At 56.7% G+C, this 17,022-nt stretch carries 15 protein-coding genes; 11 read left to right on the top strand and 4 right to left on the bottom strand.

Annotated elements, in window-relative coordinates; genetic code table 11:
• Positions 1–97: 97 nt before the first annotated feature.
• From ACFSO0_RS00850 to ACFSO0_RS00810, 9 genes are all read left to right on the top strand, one after another.
• Complete coding sequence (locus ACFSO0_RS00850; RefSeq protein ID WP_376874934.1) at positions 98–1,852, top strand: adenine deaminase C-terminal domain-containing protein; 1,755 nt, start codon at positions 98–100, stop codon at positions 1,850–1,852.
• A 296-nt stretch (positions 1,853–2,148) separates the two neighbouring features.
• The gene (locus tag ACFSO0_RS00845; RefSeq protein WP_376874931.1) at positions 2,149–3,402 is read left to right on the top strand and encodes a branched-chain amino acid ABC transporter substrate-binding protein; all 1,254 of its coding nucleotides are present in this window, start codon (positions 2,149–2,151) and stop codon (positions 3,400–3,402) included.
• 149 nt (positions 3,403–3,551) lie between these two features.
• Entirely contained in the window at positions 3,552–4,505 is a 954-nt protein-coding gene (locus ACFSO0_RS00840; protein WP_376874928.1) for a branched-chain amino acid ABC transporter permease, read from the top strand.
• Positions 4,506–4,514: 9 nt separating this feature from the next.
• On the top strand, positions 4,515–5,798 hold the full coding sequence (locus ACFSO0_RS00835; RefSeq protein ID WP_376875125.1) for a branched-chain amino acid ABC transporter permease: 1,284 nt from the start codon (positions 4,515–4,517) through the stop codon (positions 5,796–5,798).
• Between the two features lie 18 nt (positions 5,799–5,816).
• Complete coding sequence (locus tag ACFSO0_RS00830) at positions 5,817–6,593, top strand: ABC transporter ATP-binding protein (RefSeq protein ID WP_376874925.1); 777 nt, start codon at positions 5,817–5,819, stop codon at positions 6,591–6,593.
• A 15-nt stretch (positions 6,594–6,608) separates the two neighbouring features.
• Positions 6,609–7,316, top strand: a complete 708-nt coding sequence (locus ACFSO0_RS00825; RefSeq protein WP_376874922.1) for an ABC transporter ATP-binding protein — start codon at positions 6,609–6,611, stop codon at positions 7,314–7,316.
• 92 nt (positions 7,317–7,408) lie between these two features.
• Positions 7,409–8,854 carry a MocR-like pyridoxine biosynthesis transcription factor PdxR gene (pdxR, locus tag ACFSO0_RS00820; RefSeq protein WP_376875122.1) on the top strand — a complete coding sequence of 482 codons (1,446 nt, stop codon included), beginning with the start codon at positions 7,409–7,411 and terminating at the stop codon, positions 8,852–8,854.
• A 120-nt stretch (positions 8,855–8,974) separates the two neighbouring features.
• Positions 8,975–9,652 (top strand): AzlC family ABC transporter permease, encoded by a 678-nt coding sequence (locus tag ACFSO0_RS00815; protein ID WP_376874919.1) that lies wholly within the window; start codon positions 8,975–8,977, stop codon positions 9,650–9,652.
• Complete coding sequence (locus tag ACFSO0_RS00810; RefSeq protein WP_376874916.1) at positions 9,642–9,965, top strand: AzlD domain-containing protein; 324 nt, start codon at positions 9,642–9,644, stop codon at positions 9,963–9,965. Before ACFSO0_RS00815 ends, ACFSO0_RS00810 begins: the two co-directional genes overlap by 11 nt.
• A gap of 181 nt (positions 9,966–10,146) precedes the next feature.
• Here the strand turns inward: ACFSO0_RS00810 and ACFSO0_RS00805 are convergent, their stop codons facing one another.
• Complete coding sequence (locus ACFSO0_RS00805; protein ID WP_376874913.1) at positions 10,147–11,322, bottom strand: MFS transporter; 1,176 nt, start codon at positions 11,320–11,322, stop codon at positions 10,147–10,149.
• Position 11,323: 1 nt separating this feature from the next.
• Positions 11,324–11,788: a MerR family transcriptional regulator gene (locus ACFSO0_RS00800; RefSeq protein ID WP_376874909.1), complete on the bottom strand. Its 465-nt coding sequence runs from the start codon at positions 11,786–11,788 to the stop codon at positions 11,324–11,326.
• A 210-nt stretch (positions 11,789–11,998) separates the two neighbouring features.
• Between ACFSO0_RS00800 and ACFSO0_RS00795 the strand changes: the two genes are divergently transcribed.
• Positions 11,999–12,973, top strand: a complete 975-nt coding sequence (locus ACFSO0_RS00795) for an aldo/keto reductase (RefSeq protein WP_376874906.1) — start codon at positions 11,999–12,001, stop codon at positions 12,971–12,973.
• 95 nt (positions 12,974–13,068) lie between these two features.
• On the opposite strand, the gene ACFSO0_RS00790 is transcribed toward ACFSO0_RS00795, so the two are convergent.
• Positions 13,069–14,568: an IMP dehydrogenase gene (locus ACFSO0_RS00790; RefSeq protein ID WP_376874903.1), complete on the bottom strand. Its 1,500-nt coding sequence runs from the start codon at positions 14,566–14,568 to the stop codon at positions 13,069–13,071.
• Positions 14,569–14,670: 102 nt separating this feature from the next.
• Between ACFSO0_RS00790 and ACFSO0_RS00785 the strand changes: the two genes are divergently transcribed.
• Entirely contained in the window at positions 14,671–15,456 is a 786-nt protein-coding gene (locus ACFSO0_RS00785) for a GNAT family N-acetyltransferase (protein WP_376874900.1), read from the top strand.
• 164 nt (positions 15,457–15,620) lie between these two features.
• Here the strand turns inward: ACFSO0_RS00785 and ACFSO0_RS00780 are convergent, their stop codons facing one another.
• On the bottom strand, positions 15,621–17,021 hold the full coding sequence (locus ACFSO0_RS00780; protein WP_376875120.1) for a histidine kinase dimerization/phospho-acceptor domain-containing protein: 1,401 nt from the start codon (positions 17,019–17,021) through the stop codon (positions 15,621–15,623).
• Position 17,022: the final 1 nt, after the last annotated feature.

Here is a 17,022-nt window from a genome sequence, read left to right as displayed (position 1 = left end):
CAGCGAAAAAGTTATGCAGGAGCGGGTGAGCGGTCGCTCAGTCGGTTCGTGAAATTCGCAAAAAGGATGGACAGAAAAAGTCGAGGAGGAGAGAGCCATGCGAGCAAGGCCGCTATCGACGGAGGCATATTTGCGCTTGTTGCGCGTGAGCAGGCGGCAGGAGCCGGCCAGTATGTGGATTTTTGGCGCACAGGTGCTGAATGTCTATACAAAAACGTGGCAGCAAGTCCATGTCGTGACCGCAGGCGAGCGGATCGCCTATGTCGGGGAAAAGAAGCCGCTGGTGGACGAACATACCGAGCTGGTGGATGCATCGGGGCAGTTTCTCGTCCCGGGATACTTTGAACCGCATGCCCACCCGTTTCAGTGGTACAATCCCTACACACTGGCGGATTTCGCCCTGCAGCGGGGGACGACGACACTTGTATCCGACACACTCATGCTGATGAACCTGCCGTTCGCCCAAGTCAAGGAAATTATGGAATCGCTGACCGCCCACCCGGTGAAGCAATACTTCTGGGCACGCCTCGATCCGCAGACCGGAAAGGAGCATCCGCAATTTACACGCGAGGGCATCAAGCGTATGCTGGAGCATCCATTGGTCGTGCAGGGCGGGGAGTTGACCGACTGGACGGGCGTTCTGACGGAGGACGAGACGCTCCTGTACGGGCTCAAGCATTCCCGCGACCTGGGCAAGCGGATGGAAGGACACCATCCGGGAGCGTCAGCAGAGACGCTGAATACGGCGGGCGCGGCAGGCATTACGGCTTGCCACGAAGGGATCACGGCAAAGGATCTGCTGCAGCGGCTGCAGCTCGGCATGTACGCCACCCTGCGCCACTCGTCGATCCGGCCGGACCTGCCCGAGCTTGTCAAAGGCTGGCTGGAATTGGGGCTGCCGTGGTCGCCGCGGATGATGCTTACCTCGGACGGCAGCACGCCGCCCATGCACAGAAACGGCCTGATGGATTACACCATTCGGGTCGCCATCGAAGCGGGGATGCCGCCTGAGGAAGCGTACGTCATGGCGACGTTAAACCCTGCCGTCTACTACGGGCTGGACGCTGAGATTGGCGGCATCGCCCCGGGCAGGATCGCTGACATGCTGATCTTGTCCGCCAGAGACGAGCCGACGCCTGTCACGGTAATCGCCAACGGCCGCCGCGCTGCGGAAAATGGCAAGCTGCTCGTCCCGACCGTACAGCCGCAATGGGAAAAGTACGCGTTCCCGGCTGTCGACGTAATGAGAGGGCGGATCGATACAGGCTGGTTCCGTTTGCGGCCGACCGATGACAAAACTCCCGTGCTGCACATGCAAAACGCGGTGATCACGAGGCTGGAGCTGGAGGAGCTGCCTGTGGACGCAGAAGGGTACGTCTCCGTTGAGGATGACCCCGAGTTGGCTCTGATCGCGAGCATAGACCCGGTGGGGCGCAGGCGAAGCGTGTCGCTGCTGCGCGGGTATGGACGCGATCTGCAGGGCCTGGCCAGCACGTACACGGCGTCAGGGGAGTGGGTCGTCATCGGGCGTGATCCGCAGGCGATGGCGGCAGCGATGGAGCGCGTGCGGGCAATCGGAGGAGGAGTCGTGCTCATCGACGAGGGAACGGTCGCGTGCGAGTGCCCCCTGCCGCTTGCCGGAAAATTTTCCGCATCTCCGATGGAGGAAGTCATCGGCATGGCCGAGGCATTGATCGCGCGTCTGCGGGCGAAGGGACACGACCATCTCGATCCGCTGTATTCGCTTCTCTTTTTTACCGCGACGCATTTGCCGTATGCCCGGCTCACGGCAGACGGAATCGTGGATGTCAAAAGCGGGCGCATCCTGTTTCCATCAGTTCCGCTAGATTGAGCGCAAGTTTTTTATTCATAACATTAACGCTTCACCACGAAAAAGTTATGATATATCATTTTAATTTCAATCTGGATCTAAAATTACTGAGTATGTATTGGATATACATGTATTTGAAATTTATATATTTTCTCTTGTAAATTTTGCGATTTATTTTACAATAAAGAAGAACCAGGCCATATCTGTCTTTATACCGATTCCATCCAGTGTTTACGAAGTCGCAACCAGGTAAAAGAGAGAGATGGTTATGGGAAAACAAAAAATAAAGAAAAATTTAAAGGGGGATTCAATTCCGCATGAAAAAGCTCTCTCACGTCAGCATTCTCTCTGCGGTATTAGTAGCAAGCGTTGCATTGACTGGTTGCGCGGGTGGAAACAGTTCAGGAGGCAACAGCGCAAACGGAGGCAGTCAGGCACAGGCACAGCCGAGCAGCAACTCCGGCAGCAACGGTGGAAGCGCTGCACCTGCTAACGGGGGTGTCATCAAGATCGCGACACAAACCCCACTGTCCGGGAACCAATCGTCCCTGGGCGACGCGATCAAAACTGGCGCTGAATACGCACTGAACCAACGCAAGGACGAATTCAAGGCACTGGGCTTCGACATCCAGCTCTTCCCGCAGGATGACCAGGCAGACCCGAAAATCGGGGTATCGAACGCGGAAATGCTCATTTCCGATCCCGATGTGTACGGCGTAGTCGGCCACCTGAACTCCGGCGTCGCCATTCCTTCGTCCGTGAAGTACGAGGAAGGCAAGCTGGTCATGGTGTCCCCGGCGAACACCGCGGTCAAGCTGACAGAGGAAGGCAAGAAGACCGTGCACCGCATCTGCGCTCGCGACGACGCGCAGGGGCCAAAAGCAGCGATGTACGCGAAAAACACGCTCGGCGTAAAAACCGCGTTCATCATCCACGACAAGACCGCGTACGGTCAAGGTCTGGGCGATCAGGTGAAAGCGCAGTTCGAGAAGGACGGCGTGCAAATCCTCGGCTATGAAGGCATCACGCAAGGCGAAAAAGACTACAGCGCTGTTCTGAACCAGGTGACGGCGAAGAATCCTGACATCATCTTCTTCGGCGGTCTCTACCCAGAGGGCGGCATCCTGGTGAAACAAGCCCGTGAAAAGGGTTACAAAGGATACTTTATGGGTGGCGACGGCTTGGACTCTTCTGATATGATTAAAATTGCCGGCGATGCCGTTGAAGGCGTTGTATTCACGTCCGTAGCAGGTGACGTGACGCAAACCGAAGAGGGCAAGAAGTGGGCAGAAGAGTACAAGGCAACTACGAAAAAGCCTCTCGAGACGTATTCCGTTTACGGCTATGACTCGATGAACGTCATCCTGAACGGCGTACTGGAAGCGATCAAGGCGAACGGCGGCAAAAAGCCTACCCGCGAGCAAGTCCTCGATGCCGTACACAAAACAAAAGATTTCCAAGGTCAATTTACAAAAGTTACCTTTGATGACAAAGGTGACAACGTGAATGCAGACGTATTCATTTATAAGTACGACAAAAACAAATCCAACTTTGTAGGCAAGGCAGAATAAACCAGACATCATAGAATCTTAACTTGCAGCCTCAACCAAATAAGGGGCGACACGCGATGTGCGCCCCTTCCTTTTTGGGCATTCGCCACCTCCTGTTTGAGATGCAGAAGATTTCTACAAGTTCACGAAGAAATGAGGGATGGGAAAGCATGTTGCTCAACATTTTGCCTCAGGTGTTGGTTGACGGGTTAACACTTGGCTTCATGTACGCTGTTGTGGCACTTGGTTACACTATGGTTTACGGGATTTTGGAATTTATCAACTTCGCTCATGGAGAAATTTTCATGGTGGGGGCATTTGTCGGTACAGAAGTGTTGCTGATTACCGATGCGATGGGCTCACTGCAAGGGATGAATCCGTTCGTCGCTCTGTTCATCACCTTGGTTGTGGCGATGGTGCTGACTGGAGCTTTGGGGGTTTTGATCGAACGTGTCGCTTACCGTCCGCTGCGGGGGGCGCCTCGTCTCGTGCCGCTGATTTCTGCGATTGGCGTATCGTTTTTGCTGCAGGACCTGGTTCGTTTCACTGAAGCCCTCGCGCGTAACGAGTTTTATCTGAACACTCCTACACTTTTTACCAGTACTATCTCTTTGGGCGGCATCGCGACCATTCCGTCCAAAGCGCTGATTGTCATTGTGATCGCAATTGTAATGATGGTAGGTCTGACGGTGTTTGTGAACAAATCCAAGTGGGGAATCGCCATGCGTGCCGTAGCACAGGACAGAAGCACGGCTTCGCTGATGACTATAAATGTGGACAAGGTAATCATGCTGACCTTCCTGATCGGCTCCTCTCTCGGTGGAGCGACGGGCGTGTTGTTTGCCCAGAATTACGGCACGATCGACCCGTATATCGGCTTTATCCTTGGGCTCAAGGCCTTTACTGCGGCTGTACTGGGCGGGATCGGCAACCTGCGCGGAGCGATGGTGGGCGGTGTGCTGCTCGGCTTGCTGGAGTCCCTCTCCGGGGCGTACATGGGGCCGCTGACCAATGGTGCATTCGGTGCCGAGTACAAAGACGTGTTTGCATTCAGCATTCTAATCCTCGTGCTTCTCTTCAAACCGGAAGGGCTGTTTGGCGAAGCTGTGAAAGAGAAAGTGTAGGTGAATACGATGGCAAACATGAAATGGAAATCGTTCAATGGCATTCCGCTTTACGTCACGTTGATCTGGATCGCAGTTTTTACTGCTTTCCTGCACTTCCTGGATAAATCGGTTATCGCGTTCCTGGGGATTCTCTCCTCGATCGTGCTGGTCTACTACACCAACACGTCCAAACTGGTCAAAATGTTGATCGGGACAGCAGTTCTTTTGGTCATCATCCCGCTGGTAGCCGGGGAAAACCGCTACTACATGGAGGTAGCTTCGCAGGTAGGGATTTACGTCGCCATGGCGCTCGGGCTGAACATCGTAGTCGGTTTCGCGGGCTTGCTCGACCTGGGATACGTTGCGTTCTTTGCGGCAGGGGCATACGCCTACGCGATCTTCTCCACGTCCCAGGCCAATGAATTCATCCCGGGCAACCTGTTCCCGCTGTCGGGCGAATGGTTCTGGCCGTTCCTCATTGTCGGATTGATTGTAGCAGCCATCTTTGGGATATTGCTCGGTTTGCCCGTTCTCCGGGTAAAAGGTGACTACCTGGCAATCGTTACACTCGGCTTCGGGGAGATTATTCGCATTATTTTCAATAACCTGGACAAGCCGATCAACATCACGAACGGTCCGCAGGGGATCACCCCGATTCCGTCGCCGGAGCTGTTCGGTTTGAAAATGGGCACGCCGTTTTACTTCTACTTTATCGTGCTGTTCGTCATCGCCTTCATCGTCCTGGCGAACATCCGCTTTGAGCATTCCCGTCTGGGCCGTGCGTGGATTGCCGTTCGCGAAGACGAGCTGGCTGCCCAGTCGATGGGGATCTCCCTGCTGAACGCGAAGCTGGCTGCATTTGCGACAGGCGCATCCTTTGCAGGTGTGGTCGGTGTCATCTTTGCGGCGAAGCAGACCTTTGTCGACCCGACATCCTTTACACTGATGGAGTCGATCGGTATTCTCGTCATGGTCATTCTGGGCGGCAGCGGCAGCATCCCGGGCGTGGTGCTGGGGGCGGCTTTCGTTACGATCCTGCAAGTACAGCTGCTCAAGGAGTTCTCCAACTTCCTGCACTCCCTGCAGCAGGCCGGTGTCATTAACCTGCCGAACCAGTTGGACCCATCCAAGTTCCAGCGTCTCGTCTTCGGGATCATGCTGATTCTCGTGGCGTTGTACCGACCGAACGGACTGATTCCGGCGAAGAGGAAGAAAAACGATCTCGATGCCATCAAAGCGAGCAAGTTTAGCCAAACGAAGCTGGGGATTCTCGGAAAGATCTCCCAAATTTCTTCGGGCAAACAGTCGTAGGGACAGGGAGGGAAGATCATGGCATTGTTGGAAGCGAAAGGTTTGACGAAGCGATTCGGCGGTCTTGTGGCGAACCAGGACGTTTCGATCTCGATTGATAAAGGTACCATTACAGCCGTTATCGGTCCGAACGGTGCGGGGAAAACGACCTTCTTTAACATGATTACGGGCTTCTACGAGCCGGACGAAGGCGACATCCTCCTGAACGGCAAAAGCATCAAGGGGCTGCGCCCGGACCAGATCGCCAGCCGCGGCATTACACGGACGTTCCAAAATATCCGCCTGTTCAAGGAAATGACAGCGCTGGAAAATGTGATGGTCGGTGTGCACAGCCGGCTGTCCGCAGGGCTGCTCGGCATCCTGTTCAACACGAAGCGCGTGCGGGAAGAAGAGGAAAGAGCACGCGTAGAGGCGTACCAGCTGATGGAATACGTCGGCATTGCCCATGTGGCCAACGAAGCGGCGGGCAGCTTGCCGTACGGTCTGCAGCGGCGCCTGGAGGTCGCCCGCGCCATGGCGACCAATCCGAGCATCATTTTGCTGGATGAGCCGGCGGCGGGGATGAACCCGCGCGAGACTGTCGAAATGACCGACTTTATCCGTAGGCTGAAACGCGAGCTGGATTTGACCATCATCCTGATCGAGCATGACATGAAGCTGGTCATGGGCCTGAGCGAGTACATTCACGTGCTCGACTACGGACGCAAAATTGCCGAAGGAACACCGGAGCAAATCCGCAACAATCCGAACGTGATCGAGGCGTATCTCGGCAAAAGCGCGTCGGAAGTGTCGTAGGAGGAGGAAACGGATATGGCATTGTTGGAACTGCATAACATTCACACCTATTACGGCGGCATCCACGCGTTGAAAGGCTTGACGATTACGGTAGAGCAAGGCGAAGTCGTGACGCTGATCGGCTCAAACGGCGCAGGCAAGTCGACGACGCTGAAGACGATTTGTGGACAGACGCGGGCAAGGGAAGGCAAAATCCTGTTTGACGGCAAGGACATCACAGCGATGCGTACGCATGATATCGCGCAATTGGGCGTCGCGCATGTGCCGGAGGGACGCCGGATTTTCCCGAAGCTGACCGTGCGGGAAAATCTGGAGATGGGAGCCTTCTCCGTCACCGACAAAAAGCAGATCGAAGAAGGAATCGAGCGAGCTTTCACGTACTTCCCAAGGCTGAAAGAGCGGATCAACCAAAAAGGCGGCACGATGTCCGGCGGAGAGCAGCAAATGCTGGCGATCGCCCGCGGTCTGATGATGAAGCCAAAAATTTTGATGCTCGATGAGCCGTCCATGGGTCTTGCACCGATTCTGGTCGAGCAAATCTTCGACATCGTTACCGAGCTGAACAAAGAAGGCATGACCATTCTTCTGGTCGAGCAAAATGCGAATCAGGCGCTCTCGGTTGCCCATCGCGGCTACGTTATCCAGACGGGTGAAATCATCCTGAAGGACAACGCCCAGACGCTTCTGGCGAATCCGCAGGTGCGCGAAGCCTATCTGGCATAATCTCAAGCAAAAGCGTATACAGCGAAGGAGTCGTGCCCTTGGGGGATACGGCTCCTTTGCTGTTTGAAAAGCATGGGCGGGGAGGAAAGAGCGTGCTGGAGTTCAGTCCTCATTTGGTAGAAGGAAGCGAAGCGCTTTATTTGCAGTTATACCGGTATTTTTGCGCGGAGATTCAGTCCAGGCGGCTGCCGTCAGGAATGCGGCTGCCGTCGGTGCGCGCGCTCAGCCAGCATTTGCGCGTCAGCAAGACGACCGTGGAGACCGCGTACCACCAGCTGCTTGCCGAGGGCTATCTGGAGAGCCGAGAGCGCAGCGGATTTTACGTAGTCGATGTGGAGTGGGACGAGCCTGTGACTACAGGGCGGCGCCGTCCCGTGCCCCCTGCGTCATCCGGGCAGGATGGGACCTGTCTCGTCTCTGCTCCGGCAAAGAAGATCCGGTATGATTTTCATCAGGCGAGGGTGGATGCGGAGCATTTTCCTTTTGACATTTGGCGCAGATACAGCAATCAGTGCATGCAACAGGAAAACAGCGGCGTGCTCTACTACGGGGATCGGCAGGGGGAGCTGGTGCTGCGGGAGGAAATCGCCCGCTATTTGCGGCAGGCGCGAGGAGTGCAGGCGGCAGCGGAGCAAGTGGTGATCGGCGCCGGGACGCAGACCATGATTACGCTGCTCGGGTTTTTGTTCGGACTGCGCGGGCAGATGGTTGCCATGGAGGACCCGGGCTATCACGGGGTGCGGACCGTTTTTCAGCAGCTGGGCTTTCAGGTACAGCCGATTCCGCTGGAGGAGGACGGCATCGACGTGGAGGCTCTGGGGAAAAGCGGGGCAAGGCTGGTCTACATCACGCCATCGCACCAGGACCCGACCGGCATCGTGATGCCGTATGCGAAGCGGCTCAAGCTGCTGCAGTGGGCGAAACGGACGGGAAGCTACATCATGGAGGACGACTACGATGGAGAATTCCGCTACAACGGCCGGCCGATTCCGTCGTTGCAAGGGCTGGATACGGAAGGGCGGGTCATTTACCTGGGGACTTTCTCCAAGGCGCTGCTGCCGACGATCCGCATCAGCTACATGGTGCTTCCCCCACCTTTGCTGGCGGTGTTTAAGGAAAAACTGCAGGATTTCGATCAGTCGGCCTCGCGGGTTCATCAGGAGACGCTCGCGCTGTTTATGAAGAACGGCGACTGGGCGCGGCATATTCGCAAAATGAGAACGCTGTACCGCAAGAAACACGAGGTCTTGCTGAACGTCTTGCAGCAGGAGCTGGGGGAGCACATTCGCATCATGGGGCAAGATGCCGGGATGTCGGTGACGGTGGAGGTCCGCAGCGCGTACAGCTCGGCCCAACTGGCGCAGCTGGCGGAAGCGGCGGGAATTCGCGTCCATCCTGCCTGCCACAAATGGCTGATTCCGGCGCCGGACAGGCTTCCTTCCTTTCAGCTTGGCTTCGGTGGACAATCGGCGGAGGACATCGAGGCGGGAATCCGGCTGCTGGCCCAGACGTGGAGACCGTACTTGTCTGGCGAGTAAATGCTGTGCTTGTCGGGCTCCTGAATGCCGAACGCGTCCGGTGCCATGGACGCCAAAACTCCGGGTCCATCCCATGGAAAATAAGAGAGTGTGTGTAACGGGAAGGGAGAGCAGTCAGCTTTGTCTTATGCATTGTTTAAGAAAGGAATGAAACAAATATTCCCGGTGGCTGCGGCGGGGATCGTCGATGGGCTGGTATTTGGCATTTTGGCGAGGCAAGCGGGCTTGGGTGTGACAGAAGCGATGCTGTTCTCGCTGTTGGTCAACGCCGGTTCCTCCCAGTTTGCCGCAGTGGGGCTGATTTCGCAGGGGATCGTCGGGTGGCCCATCCTCGTATCGACGCTGCTGCTTAATGCCAGGCATCTGCTGTACGGGCTGTCGCTGGGACCGCAGTTCCGGGGAGTGGAGCCGTGGAAGCTGGCTCTGATGGGAGGGTGGCTCAATGACGAGACCTACGCCCTGAAAGCGACGTATTTGGCCAGTGGCGAGAAGCCGAGCCTGTCCTACTTTGCAGGAGCGGGCGCGACGGATTACCTGATCTGGAATGTCAGCACGTTTGCAGGCGCGTGGTTTGGCTCCGTCTTTACCGAGACGGAGGCGTACGGGCTTGACTTTGCGTTCGTGGCGACCTTTCTCGGTTTTCTCGCGGTCAATCTGGCGTCGTCCTTTCACGTCAAGGTAGCGGGCTGCGCGGCTGCGGCCGCCTGCATCGGCTATGCCTTGGGAGGCGGAACGGTCGGTGTCATCACGGGGACACTCACGGCAGTGGTGATAGGAGCGGTGAGCGGTGAACGATAAAGTATGGCTGTATATTGCCCTCATGGCGCTTATCACGTATTTGACCCGTTTCCCGATGCTGCTGATCAGCTCGCGGTGGGACATCCCGGCCTGGCTGAAGCGGGGGCTGGCGATGGTGCCGGTCGGCGTGTTCAGCTCGATGACGATTCCTCCGATTGTTTTTCACGCGCCAGAAGGAGCATGGAGTGCGGAATACCTCGTGGCAGGGACCGCTGCCCTCGCCGTCGGTCTGTGGAAAAAGCAGATCGTCTGGGCCTTGCTCGCAGGGGTCGTCATCATCGCGCTCTGGCGGCAAGCGGTCGTGTGGTTGTAAGTTGCGGCAGACAGGGATTGGAAAAGGGTCCCGGCTGCCGCTTTGATTTTTTCCTGGGCCGCAGATGGTACGTGAATGGCATGCGCGCCGCGGATTTCGCCGCATGAAGAAAAAAAGCACCTTCTGCGCCCGGCCGTGGAGAAGCAGAAAGGGCCAGGAAGCAAAAGGTGCGATCCATGGATTATTTCAGCGCGGACAGATGACGGCGGCCGATGAACAGGGCGAGCATACTGACGAGGACGGCAAACGCTCCGGCGTAGAACGGAATGCTGGCTGTGAACCATTCGGACAGCTTGCCGGCCAGCCACGGTGCGATGGCTCCGCCGACGAAGCGGACGAAGCTGTAGGCCGAAGAAGCGACGGCGCGTTCGACTGGTGCTACGTCCATGGAGGCAGTAGTCAGGACCGTGTTGATAATGCCGAGAAGCCCGCCGGCAATGATGATGGCGATGACGAGTCCAGTCTGAGAATTGACGCCGAATCCCATGTAAGCGAGGACGATCGCCAGCAGCAGCAGGACGGCAAACAGCGTCTGCACCGAACCGAAGCGATCCTGCAGCTTTGGAGCGACGATGACGGATGTAATGGCCAGCAGGACACCCCAGAAAAAGAAGACGAGGCCGAGACTGTGCTCGTCCATGTGCAGGACGAATGGCGAATACGCGAGCAAAGTGAAAAATCCGAAGTTGTACAACAGGGCCGTGACCGCCATCGTGAACAGTCCGGGATGTCCCAATGCGCGGAACGGGTCCAGGACGGAGGTGCGTTTTTTCGGTTTCGGCACATCCTTTAACAGTACGAAGACAGCGAGGAAGGCGATCGCCATCAGGATGGAAACGCCGAAAAACGGACCGCGCCAGCTGATCCCGCCGAGCAGACCGCCGAGCAGCGGGCCGACCGACATGCCGAGGCCGATGGCAGCTTCGTACAAGACGATGGCAGAGGCGGTGCCTCCGCTTGCTACACTGACGATGACGGCGAGTGCCGTGGAAATAAAAAAGGCATTCCCGAAGCCCCAGCCTGCACGGAACAGGACGATCCCGTCGACGGAGGACGCCATGCCGCCGAGAAAAGAAAACACGATGATGGCAAGCAGACCGAACAGCATGGTTGGTTTTGGGCCGATCCGGCTGGACAGCCAACCGGTGACGAGCATCGTGACTCCGGTCATAATCATGTAGCTGGTAAAAAGGAGCGATACCTGGCTTGGCGTCGCATTCATCTTGGCAGCAATGGCAGGCAGGATCGGGTCGACGAGGCCGATCCCCATGAACGCGACGACACAGGCAAAGGCAACGGCGTAAGCCGATTTGGTCTGTTTCAAAATGGTCGAAAGCGAGTGCGCTTCTGAAGACATATCAGTGTGTTCCTCCCTTGTATTCGTTCGTCAGCTCCATTCGTTTGCTGACGATTCTTTCGAGTTTGTCATCGAAGTCGGCCAGCAGCTCCTGCATTCTCACGATTTTCGCTTTCAGCAGGTTGCGCTGCGGAGTGAGCGTGTCTTCGAGCGTTTTCAGCATGTCAATGCGCTTGAGCAGCTCGAGGCCGTCCAGATCGCGGTTTTTGAAGTGCTGGTTGTAGAACTCCCGCTGCTCCTCGTAGAGCCGGCCAAGCTCTACCATCTCCTTGATTTCATGTAAGGACGCGCCGAGCAGATCGCGCATGTCCTTGACGCGAAGTATCCGTTCCACGTCTTCATCGGTGTACACGCGGTAGCCGCTGTCAGTCCTGCCGGATGGGGCGACGAGCCCCAGCTCTTCGTAATAGCGGAGCGCTCTCTTGGTCAATTTCGTTTTCTGTGCCACTTCGTCGATTTTGTACATCGCAATTCCTTCCAATCTGATTGGGATTATCACGAATCTGGAGCGACAACCATAACCTTAACGTAAACGTTATAGTTTTGCAATGTGAAAAGTTCACGCTATAGGATGCGTTTTCCAAAAATGGATATGCGAACAGGCGACAAGTCGGGGGGATTGAGAGATAATGGAAGAGAAGAAAATTATTTTTTCCGGAAGAAAGAGGGGAAGAAGATGCATTATCGACGTCTGGGCAGCAGCGGGCTGAAGGTCTCGGCACTTGGACTCGGCACGAATTCGTTCGGGGGCCGGGCAGATGAGGCGACAGCCACGCGAATCATTCATCAGGCAATCGAGTGCGGAATCACGTTCATCGATACTGCCAACATCTACACCAATACGGAATCCGAGCGCATCATCGGGGCGGCTTTGGAGGGAAGGCGGCATGAGGTGGTGCTGGCGACCAAAGCAGGGCTGGTGCGGGGAGAAGGGCCGAATCAGAAAGGTTCTTCGCGCCATCATCTGATGCTGGAGCTGGAGAACAGCTTGCGCCGGCTGCGGACGGATTACGTAGACCTGTACCAGATTCATACGTTCGATCCCGAGACGCCTTTGGAGGAGACGCTGCGGGCGTTGGACGACATGGTGCGCTCGGGCAAGGTCCGCTATATCGGCGCGTCCAACTACGCCGCCTGGGAGCTGGTCAAGGCGCTAGGGATCAGCGAGCGGCTGGGGCTGAATCGCTACGTCTCCACACAGGTCAGTTACTCATTGGCAGACCGCACGCCGGAGAGGGAGCTGGTCCCGGCATGTCTCGATCAGGGCGTGGGGATCATTCCGTACTACCCGCTGGCAGGCGGCATCCTGACCGGCAAGTACACGGCGACAGACAGCGTCCCGGAAGGCTCTCGCGCCGCCACCGAGCCGCGTTTTACCCGTTTTCTAAGCGAGGACAAGATCGCGTTCGGGCAAAAGATCAGCGGGCTCGCGCGCGAGCTGGGGCATACCCCGAGCGCCCTTTCCATCGCATGGCTGATGCATCAGCCGGTCGTATCCTCGGTCATCGTCGGGGCCACGCGGGTGGAGCAGCTGGCAGACAACGTGCAGAGCGCATCCATCGGGCTGGACGAGGCGACGCTGGCACAGCTGGACGAGCTAAGTGCCCCGTACCGTCACGGCGAGCCGTTTGCCTTCGTCCGCTTGCCCTAGCGCTCCGCTTCACGTTTCGTGCAAGCAAAGAAAAACGATCCTCACCACGGAAAAGTCGGGAGAGGATCGTTTTTGGGAGAGATGCGGGGCAGAAACTATTCCGCAGCCATGCTGCTTTCTTTCAGGATGACGTCATGCGCGCCGCCTTCGACGAGGCTGGTTGCCGAGACGAGCGTGATGCGCGCTTTTTGCTGCAGCTCGGCGATGGAGAGGGCGCCGCAGTTGCACATCGTCGATTTGATTTTGTGCAGGGTGCGGTCCATGTTTTCCCGCAGACTGCCGGCATAAGGGACGTAAGAATCTACGCCTTCCTCGAACACCAGGCTCTGCTTGCCGCCGGTGTCGTAGCGCTGCCAGTTGCGGGCGCGGTTGGAGCCTTCCCCCCAATATTCTTTGACGAAGTTGTTCCCGATCTTCACCTTTTTGGTCGGGGACTCGTCGAAGCGGGCGAAGTAGCGGCCCAGCATGACGAAGTCGGCGCCCATCGCCAGGGCGAGCGTCACATGGTAGTCGTGGACGATCCCGCCGTCGGAGCAGATCGGTACGTAAATGCCGGTCTCTTTGAAATATTCGTCACGCGCTGCAGCCACTTCGATCACTGCCGAAGCCTGGCCGCGTCCGATCCCTTTTTGCTCGCGCGTGATGCAGATGGAGCCGCCGCCGATGCCGACCTTCACGAAGTCAGCGCCCGCGTCCACCAGATAGCGGAAGCCTTCCTTGTCGACGACGTTTCCGGCGCCGATCGGAACGTTGAAATTTTCTTTGACGTACTGCACGGTGTCTTTTTGCCACTCGCTGAAGCCGTCAGAGGAGTCAATCACGAGGACATCCACGCCTGCTTCCACCAGAGCAGGTACCCGTTCCTTGTAGTCCTTCGTGTTGATCCCGGCTCCCACGATGTAGCTTTTGTTTGCGTCCAGCAGCGAGAGCGGATTGTTTTTGCGCGCGTCGTAGTCTTTGCGGAAGACGAGGAAGTCCAGGCGCTGGTTCTCGTCCACGATTGGCAGGCAGTTGAGCTTGTGCTCCCAGATCAGGTCGTTCGCTTCGGAGAGAGTGATGCCGGATTTGCCGTAGATGAGGGAGGAGAACGGCGTCATGATTTCGCTGACCGGCTTGTCCAGCGAATCCCGGCTGATCCGGTAATCCCGGCCCGTGACGATGCCGAGCAGCTTGCCTTTGGCAGATCCATCTTCCGTGACGGCGACAGTGGAGTGGCCTGTCTGTTCTTTTAATTCCAATATATCTTTGAGCGTGTGGCTGGGCGTCAGATTGGAGCGGCTGACGACGAAGCCCGCCTTGTACGCTTTTGCTTTGCGGACCATCGTGGCCTGGCTCTCGACCGACTGGGAGCCGAAAATAAAGGAAATACCGCCACATTGAGCCAAAGCCACCGCCATGTGATGGTCGGATACAGCTTGCATGACTGCAGATGAGAACGGTATGTTCAGGGAAATGGCAGGCTTCTCGCCTTTTTTGAACTTGGTGATCGGGGTGGAAAGGTCGACGTTTTGCGGTGTACATTCTTTCGTGGTGAGATTGGGAAGCAACAAAAACTCGTTGAACGTCCGGGACGGTTCTGTGTAATAAAAAGCCACTGCTCTCTCCTCCTGTAACAATCGTTGTTTTAGAGAATTTTAATCATGGTAACCGCGAATGTGCGATAACGTCAATAGGGAATCGAAAGGAGGCGTATTTTCTTGTTAAAATCTCTGAAGCTTTGCGAACAGACTGAATTGCAAGCACAATTGCAATGGGAAAAGTCGTATATTTTCTACGGCAATTTGCGCCTGCGGGCACAGCGGAGCCTTACGCTCGCAGAAGTGGACGAGCGGGGCTGGATCGCGGCAGGCTCCTATTTGCAGGGGCTGCCCTTTCACGCTTTCACGTTTCATCTAATAGAAGAAACAGGTGCGTACTCGGTCAAAGAAATGCTGGCAGAGTTTCGGAGGAGGCTCGGTGGGGACGACGGGAACGAGAGGCAGGGGGTTCTCACGGTCGAGGAATCGTGTGCAGAGCGATTGGAAATTCCCGATGTAACCGAGCGAAAAACGATGCTCCTGATGAAGCTGACCGATCCCAAGAGGCTTTTGCCGCGCGGAGAGTCTTTCTTGCTGGAAAAGTCTGCCGCGACAAAGGCGGCAGAGCTGGCGGCAACAATCGGGATGCTCAGTTTTCGGGCCGAAGAGCTAGAGGAGATGCCGCACATCGCGCTCGCGTCGGAGGCAGGGGAGCTGATCGCCATGGCTGGTTTTCATGTCTATGAGGATGAGTTCGTCGAAATCGGCAACATCGGTACGGCAGCAGGGCACCGCAACAAAGGATGGGGCATGCAGGTTGTCTCGGACATCTGCCGGATCGGACTGGAAAAATCGCCGAATGTATACCTGTTTGTCTTTGCCGATAATCAGGCGGCGATCCGCGTCTATGAAAAACTCGGGTTTACGACCGTGGAGCGGTATTCCTTTGTCACGTTCCGGTGGTAGAAACGGAAGAAAAGAGAGGCGAGTATTCTGGGCAAACCTTTTTCCACTGCAACGGGAAGGCGGGCAGAGTGGCAGCGGTGGTGCGAGGATGTGGCGAAGAGCGGGAAAGCGTGCCCAGACAGGAAAAAACCCCTTTTCGCAAAAAGGGGTTACCCTTGTCAATCTCATCCTTTGAACGATACGGGAATCGTCATGGTAAAGCACGGGCCGTCCGGGTCGTTGCGGGCGACGATGGTGCCTTTGTGTGCCTCGAACACCGCCCGGGCGATCGCCAGGCCGAGGCCGTGCTTGCCGGACTTGCCTTTGCGGAAGCGCTGGAACAGATTGGGAAGCAAGGCTTCCTCGATCGGGGGGCCGTCGTTGGCGATGCTGATGACGGCGTTCTGTCCGACCATTCTGCCGGTGATCATCAAGCGGCTCTTGGCGTAGCGCAGCTGGTTTTCCATGATGTTGACGAAGGCGGTGCTCAGCTGTTCGCCGTCTGCTTCGACCACGAGCTGCGGGGGCAGGTTCAGCTCCCACTCCACGTTCTGGTTCAGCACGGAGAGACGTTGCTTCAAGAGGTGCATCATCTCGGCGAGATCGACGTGGCCGACCTGCACCATCTGGGAGACGGACTCGATCTTCGTCAGGTACAGCAGCTGACCGACGACCTTCTCCAGACGTTTGCTTTCCTCCATGATGATCGTCAGCCCTTTTTCTGCCTGCGGGCCTTGAAACACTCCTTCGAGAAGGCCCTGGGCGTAGCCCTGGATTGCCATGATCGGCGTCTTCAGCTCGTGGGAGATGTTGAGCACGAAATGGCGCTGGGATTCGTCGTATTCCTTCAATTGATTTTTCATCGTGTCAAAGGAGCGCGCCAATTGCCCGATCTCGTCGCCGCGATCCATCGTGAGCGGAATGTCGAACTGGCGGCGGGCGATTTTTTTGCAAAGCTCGTCCAGACTGCGCAGCGGCCTGCTCAAATAACCGCTAAACCAGACGGCGAGCAGCCAGCTTACCAGAAGCAGCAGGCTGAAGATCAACAGAAACTGGCGGGTCAAAATGGAGTTGATCTGATTGAGCTCCCGTTCCTTGGAGAACAGGACCATATAATACGGAAAGCCGTGATAGTCCATCCGCTTGCTGACGAACAGATAGCTCTCGTCGCCGCGATCGAGCGTGCCGTGCTGCAGCACATTACCCGGGTGGGCAGCGGCGCGCTCGTACAGCTCCCGGCTGTCGCTTTGCGGAATCCGCTCTGTGCTGCGGCTGCCCAGCTCCTTCCCGTTTTCTGCGTACACGATCATGTCAAAGGAATATTCGTAGCGGGATAAGAGCAGCTGCAAAAAGTAGGGCGCAGCTGCAGGCACCGGCAGAAGCTCGTTGTGCTCGTTGAAGGTAATGTGCTCGGACAGCGAGTAAAATTCGTCCTCGAGGAGCGCGTACGTGTTGGACACCAGATACTGCTTGACGGCGAACGGGTAGCCGACGCCGAGGCCGATGCCCAGCACGGTGGTCAGGAGCATGAACAAAATGAGAATTTGCCGGGAGAGCGGCAAGTTTTTCAGCCGGAATTTGGTCATG

This window comes from Brevibacillus sp. GCM10020057 (assembly GCF_042683565.1).
Lineage (GTDB): Bacteria > Bacillota > Bacilli > Brevibacillales > Brevibacillaceae > Brevibacillus.
Note: the sequence above shows the minus strand (reverse complement) of the source record. Positions and strands in the feature narration are given on the sequence as shown.